The organism is Mesorhizobium sp. M7A.F.Ca.AU.002.02.1.1 (genome assembly GCF_003998535.1).
Taxonomy (GTDB): domain Bacteria; phylum Pseudomonadota; class Alphaproteobacteria; order Rhizobiales; family Rhizobiaceae; genus Mesorhizobium; species Mesorhizobium ciceri.
Genome location: NZ_RZPB01000401.1, coordinates 1 through 5,665 on the forward strand (window position 1 = coordinate 1; position 5,665 = coordinate 5,665).

Annotated in this window: 6 protein-coding genes; all 6 read left to right on the forward strand. The window is 64.2% G+C overall.

What is annotated here, in order from left to right:
* On the forward strand, positions 1-382 hold a 382-nt coding region (locus EN879_RS22295), incomplete at its 5' end, for a L,D-transpeptidase (RefSeq protein ID WP_164774515.1).
* A 100-nt stretch (positions 383-482) separates the two neighbouring features.
* Positions 483-1,649, forward strand: coding sequence for a diphosphate--fructose-6-phosphate 1-phosphotransferase (locus tag EN879_RS22300; protein ID WP_013528281.1), 1,167 nt, complete (start codon positions 483-485; stop codon positions 1,647-1,649).
* Between the two features lie 53 nt (positions 1,650-1,702).
* On the forward strand, positions 1,703-2,422 hold the full coding sequence (locus EN879_RS22305) for an MBL fold metallo-hydrolase (protein WP_063170437.1): 720 nt from the start codon (positions 1,703-1,705) through the stop codon (positions 2,420-2,422).
* 245 nt (positions 2,423-2,667) lie between these two features.
* A complete protein-coding gene (locus EN879_RS22310) occupies positions 2,668-4,188 on the forward strand; it encodes a DegQ family serine endoprotease (RefSeq protein WP_127274246.1) in 1,521 nt (506 codons plus the stop codon).
* A gap of 148 nt (positions 4,189-4,336) precedes the next feature.
* Positions 4,337-4,948, forward strand: coding sequence for a molybdopterin-dependent oxidoreductase (locus EN879_RS22315; RefSeq protein ID WP_063170438.1), 612 nt, complete (start codon positions 4,337-4,339; stop codon positions 4,946-4,948).
* Positions 4,945-5,565: an FAD-binding oxidoreductase gene (locus tag EN879_RS22320; protein ID WP_164774516.1), complete on the forward strand. Its 621-nt coding sequence runs from the start codon at positions 4,945-4,947 to the stop codon at positions 5,563-5,565. Before EN879_RS22315 ends, EN879_RS22320 begins: the two co-directional genes overlap by 4 nt.
* Positions 5,566-5,665 lie beyond the last annotated feature (100 nt).

The window sequence follows — 5,665 nt, forward strand, 5'->3', positions numbered from 1 at the left end:
GCTCTATTTGGTCCAGCCGGGCGGCGATGCCATCCGTTATGGCGTCGGCATCGGCAAGGACGGTTTCCGCTGGTCCGGCCGCGCCAACATCCAGTACGGCAGGGAATGGCCGACCTGGACGCCGCCGCCGGAGATGATCGCCCGCAAGCCTGAACTGGTGAAATGGCAGGCCGGACAGCCCGGCGGCCTCACCAATCCGCTCGGCGCGCGTGCCCTCTACATCTACCAGGACGGCAAGGACACCGGCTATCGCATCCACGGTTCGCCCGAATGGTGGAGCATCGGGCAAGCGATGTCGTCGGGCTGCGTGCGCCTGATCAACCAGGACATCATCGACCTCTACAGCCGCGTCTCCAAGAAAAATCCGGTCGTCGTCGTCTGACGCTTATGCGGCGTGTTGGCGCCGCTCGAAACTCCCGTTGCGCGATGCGACAAGACAGGCCAAGGTGCCTTGAAAACCATCGCGCCGGGAGAAATCAAGCATGGCTGGAACGTTTGTCATCGCGCAGGGCGGCGGCCCAACCGCCGTCATCAACCAGACGGTTGTCGGGGCGACGCTGGAGATCCGCAAGCGGCATCCCGGTGCCAAGGTGCTGGGCTCGATCCATGGCGTGCGCGGCATCCGTGACGGCAATTATGTCGACCTTTCCGCCATTCCGGAAGACCGCCTGCGGCTGATTGCCGGCACGCCGAGCGCCGCCCTCGGCTCGACGCGCGACAAGCCCGACGCCGCCTATTGCGATGTCATCCTCAACGGCCTGAAGAAGGCCGGCGCCGACGCCTTCATCTATATCGGCGGCAACGACACGTCGGGTACCCAGCAGATCCTGACCGACGCCGCCGGCGGCTCAATTGCCTTTGTTCATGCGCCAAAAACCATCGACAATGATCTCGAGGAAAACGACCACACGCCGGGCTTTATTTCGGCGGCCGAGTTCGTCGCCGGCGCCTTCCTGTCCGTCGATCTCGATTTTCGCGCGCTGCCCGGCATCTATGTCGGCATCGTCATGGGCCGGCATGCGGGCTTCCTGACCGCGGCTGCCGCTGCCTGGCAGCTCGACCCCGACAGCGGCCCTCATCTCGTCTACGTGCCCGAGCGGCCGTTCTCGGCCGCTGGCTTCATCGACGACGTGCGTGCCACGCTCGATCGCCACAAGCGCTGCATCGTCGCCGTTTCGGAAGGCGTCAGCACCGCCGACGGCAAGGCATTGGTCGAAAGCCTGGTGCCGCCGGACAAGCTTGAGCGCGACGCGCATGGCAACGTCAAGCTGTCGGGCAGCGACCTGCCGGCCGCACTCGAGCGCGCGTTGGCGGAAGGCCTGCCCGGCAAGCGTGCCCGCGTCGACGCGCTCGGCTACATGCCGCGCGGCTATATCGGCGCCATCAGCGCGGTCGACGCGCAGGAGGCTTTCGATGCCGGCGCTTTCGCGGTCACCGTCGCCGAACAGGGCGGCGGCTCGGTGGCGCTGCAATATGACGGCACCAGAACGGTGCTGAAGAAAGTGCCGCTCAAGAACGTCGCCGGCAAGACCCGCCACATGCCTGACGATTTCATGAAGCCCGACGTCAATCAGCTGTCGGATGCCGGCATGGCCTATCTCAAGCGGCTGGTGCCGGAAAAGTACAAGGTCGGGAAGCCCTTCGTCTGATGCCGGGCTCACACCTGATGCCCGGCTCACTTCGTATGCCGGACTCACACTTGATGCCGAGCTGGTTCAGCAGGAGCGTGGTCGACGGCAAGACGACGATGCTGACCGAGCCCTTCGTGCATGCCTATGTTCGGGCCAATATCTGGCATCTGCGCGGTCGCGATGCCGACCTGCTCGTCGACACCGGTATGGGCATCTGTCCGCTGGCGCCGCAGATCGAGACGCCGCAGGGCAAGCCGTTGCTGGTCGTTGCCACCCACATCCATCTCGACCACGTCGGCTCGCTGCATGAATTCCCGTTGCGGGCCGGGCCAAGAATGAGCGCGGCTCGGTTCGAGACCATGGATGAGGCCGCGACTTACGCCTACATGTTCCACGACCTCGAGGGTGCCGTCTCGAAACTGCCGGCGTCCGGATGGAAGTCGGCCGACTACAGGATCCCGCCCGCGCCGTTGACGCGAACCCTGGACGAGGGCGATGTCGTCGATCTTGGCGACCGGCAATTTCGCGTGCTGCATTTGCCGGGCCATTCACCGGATTCGATCGCGCTGTTCGACGAGGCCGACGGACTGTTCTTCAGCGGCGATGCCATCTACGACGCCATGCTGATAGACGACCTGCCGGATTCCGACCGGGCCGCCTATATCAGTACGATGCGGCGCCTGCTCGACCTGCCGATCCGTATCGGTCATGGAGGACACGGACCGAGCTTCGACGGCAAGCGCATGCGCGAGATTGCTACGGCCTATCTCGGACGAATCGCCGGTGGCTGAGGCTCCAGCGAGGCAGCAAGGCGCGACCCGACGACTTTGTGACCCTGCCGCCGTGCGGATATTAAATCTTCGTAAGGTCGCCCGAAAACCCTAAATCGGGCCAATCCGCGCCCTAGATGCAAGGCCGTCGATCCGGTTGGCTGCCATGTAGGCGAGACGGGCAATTGCAACCTCGACACGCCGATGACCGATTTCCCGCATGGGAGGCCACGGCGCTGGATCAACTCTCGCCCGGACAAACGACCATGTCAGATATCCTTCGTAGGCATCGCGTCGCGGCCTTGCTGGGCGCTGCGCTGATCATATCCCCCTTCGTCATGTCTTTCGCCCAAAGCGCGGGCAACACCGTTCCGACGACCCAGACACCTGTTGCCGGCATCACTGCGCCCAATGGCTCGTTCGCACCCATCGTTGCCGCCGACAAGCCGGCGGTGGTGACGGTCACCACGGTCATGAAGGCACAGCCTGAAACGATGAGCGATGCCTCTCCTTTCGACGGCGGCTCGCCTTTCGACGACTATTTCCGCCAGTTCTTCGGTGACCAGGGCATGCCGACGCCCAAGACGCCGCCGCAACAGCAACCGCAGCGCGCCGAGGCGCTGGGTTCCGGCTTCATCGTCGCCTCCGACGGCACCATCGTCACCAACAATCACGTCATCGATGGGGCCTCTTCGATCAAGGTGACGCTCGACGACGGCACCGAACTTCCGGCCAAGCTCATCGGCCGCGATGCCAAGAACGATCTCGCCGTGCTGAAGATCAAGTCGGACAAACCCCTGCCGACCGTCAAATGGGGCGATTCCGACAAGCTTATGCCAGGCGACCAGGTGCTGGCCTTCGGCAACCCGTTCGGCATCGGCACCACCGTCACGGCAGGTATCGTCTCGGCGCGCGGCCGTGACCTGCATAGCGGGCCGTTCGACGATTTCATCCAGATCGACCCGCCGATCAACCACGGCAATTCCGGCGGCCCGCTGGTGGATGTCGCGGGCAATGTCGTCGGCATCAACACGGCGATCTATTCGCCCAATGGCGGCAGCGTCGGCGTCGGCTTTGCCATTCCGTCGGACCAGGCCCAGAAGGTGGTGGCCAAGCTGATGAAGGGCGGCTCCATCCAGTACGGCTATCTCGGCGTTCAGATCCAGGAGGTGACACCGGATGTCGCGAGCGCCATCGGGCTCGACCATCCCGGCGGCGCGCTGGTTTCAGAGGTCAATGACGGCTCGCCGGCGGCCAAGGCCGGCATCGAGACGGGCGACGTCATCACCAGCTTTGCCGGGCAGGACGTGAAGGACCCCAAGGACCTGTCGCGGGCGGTCGCCGATGTCGCGCCGGGCGCCATGGAAACGGTCGACGTCTGGCGCAAAGGCAAGCCGATGCGGATTTCCGTCGATGTCGGCCAGAACAGCGCCGATGCGAAGACCGCGTCGCTGGATGACGGGTCCGACACGCCCAGCGCCGGGCGCGCTCCGGCGATAGGGCTCGGCTTGATGGATATAACGCCCGACATTCGCCAGCAGATGAACCTAGCCGGCAAGCAGCACGGCGCGGTGGTTGCCAGCGTCAATCCCGACAAAGCCGCCGCCGCTTCCGGAATACAGGCCGGCGACATCATCGTTGCCGTCAATCAGGTGCCGGTTAAGAACGCCAGGCAGGTAACCCAGGCAATCGCGCAAGCCGGCAAGTCTGGCCGCAAGTCGGTGCTGTTGCTGGTCGAGCGTGGCGACGCTCAGATCTACATCGCGGTGCCTTTTGCCAATGGCTGAGTAATGGCCTTGACGTGAACGGGACCGGCAGGGTTCGTCGGCGACGATCCCCTCCGGCCTCCGGCCGTCAAGATTTTGGTTGCCCGCCACGACATCTTCGAGAACATTGCATCAGGCTGATGTCGGCCCGATGCAGGAGATTGCCGCGATGGTCACCCGAGGTTTCTCTTCAGGACGGCGCCCGCCAACCGATGACGATGCCCGCATCCCGCCCGGCCAATATCTGGAACAGGGTTTTCCGGTGCTGTCGGCCGGTCCGACGCCGCGCGTGCGCACCGAGGATTGGTTTTTCACGCTGAAACATGGGCCACGGCCGATCAAGAAATGGAACTGGGCCGAGTTCAACGCGCTGCCGCTGACCAAGATGACGCGCGATATCCATTGCGTGACCGCATGGACCAAGTTCGACACGCCGTGGCAGGGCGTGCTGGTCGACGATATCCTTGCCGACGCGGGTGTGGAGCCGCCGACCGGCTTCACGCTGGCGCACGCGTTCGACGGTTACACCACCAATGTGCCGGTCAAGGATCTCACCGCCGGCAAGGCCATGGTCGCGCTGCTCTACGAAGGCAAGCCGATCACGCCGGATCATGGCGGCCCGGCAAGGCTGCTGGTGCCGCATCTCTATTTCTGGAAGTCGGCCAAATGGCTGAACGGCCTGCAATTCACCTCGCGCGACGAGCCCGGTTTCTGGGAATTGCGCGGCTACCATATCTATGGCGACCCATGGCGCGAGCAACGCTACACGAACGATCCATGAGCGATACGGCGGCAGTGCAGTCGCCCTGGCAAACAGCCGGCATCGTCCGCATCGAAAAGCGCACGCCGCGTGTCACCAGCTTCTTTTTTCAGCCGTCTCGGCCCTTCGCCTATCGCGCCGGGCAGCATGTCGACGTCAGGCTGACGGCGCCGGACGGCTATCAGGCGCGCCGCTCCTATTCCATCGCCTCCGCGCCCGAAACGAATGGCGCAATCGAACTGGCGATCGAAAAACTCGACGATGGCGAGGTTTCGCCCTTCTTCCACGAGGTCGCGGCAATTGGCGACGAAATCGAACTGCGCGGGCCGCTTGGCGGGCATTTCGTCTGGCCGAAGGATGAGAGTGGGCCGCTTGTGATGGTCGGCGGCGGTTCGGGCGTCGTGCCCTTGATGTCGATGATCCGCCACCGCGCCGCACGGAATTCAGCGGTGCCCGTCGTCCTGGTCTTTTCGGTCCGGGTCTGGGACGAAGTGATCTTTCGTGACGAGCTGATCGCCCTCGACGAGCGTCAGGACGGCTTCGAGCTGGTGCTGACACTGACCCGCGAAGCCGCACGCCGCCCGGCCGACTATGCGCGGCGGGTGGACGTCGTCGACCGTGAACAATCCGAGCCCTAAGCGGCGACCGGCTTCGGCCGGATTTGAAGCAGGGCAATCAAGAGCGACAAAAACCCCTTCAGCCACCTGAGCAGGAGGGAGAAGTTGTAGCCGGCGGCGG

Bases quoted from the DNA above. Each gene is read 5' to 3' on its own strand.
- EN879_RS22320 (WP_164774516.1), top strand. From the start codon at position 4,945: ATGAGCGATACGGCGGCAGTGCAGTCGCCCTGGCAAACAGCCGGCATC.
- EN879_RS22305 (WP_063170437.1), top strand. From the start codon at position 1,703: ATGCCGAGCTGGTTCAGCAGGAGCGTGGTCGACGGCAAGACGACGATG.
- EN879_RS22315 (WP_063170438.1), top strand. From the start codon at position 4,337: ATGGTCACCCGAGGTTTCTCTTCAGGACGGCGCCCGCCAACCGATGAC.
- EN879_RS22310 (WP_127274246.1), top strand. From the start codon at position 2,668: ATGTCAGATATCCTTCGTAGGCATCGCGTCGCGGCCTTGCTGGGCGCT.
- EN879_RS22300 (WP_013528281.1), top strand. From the start codon at position 483: ATGGCTGGAACGTTTGTCATCGCGCAGGGCGGCGGCCCAACCGCCGTC.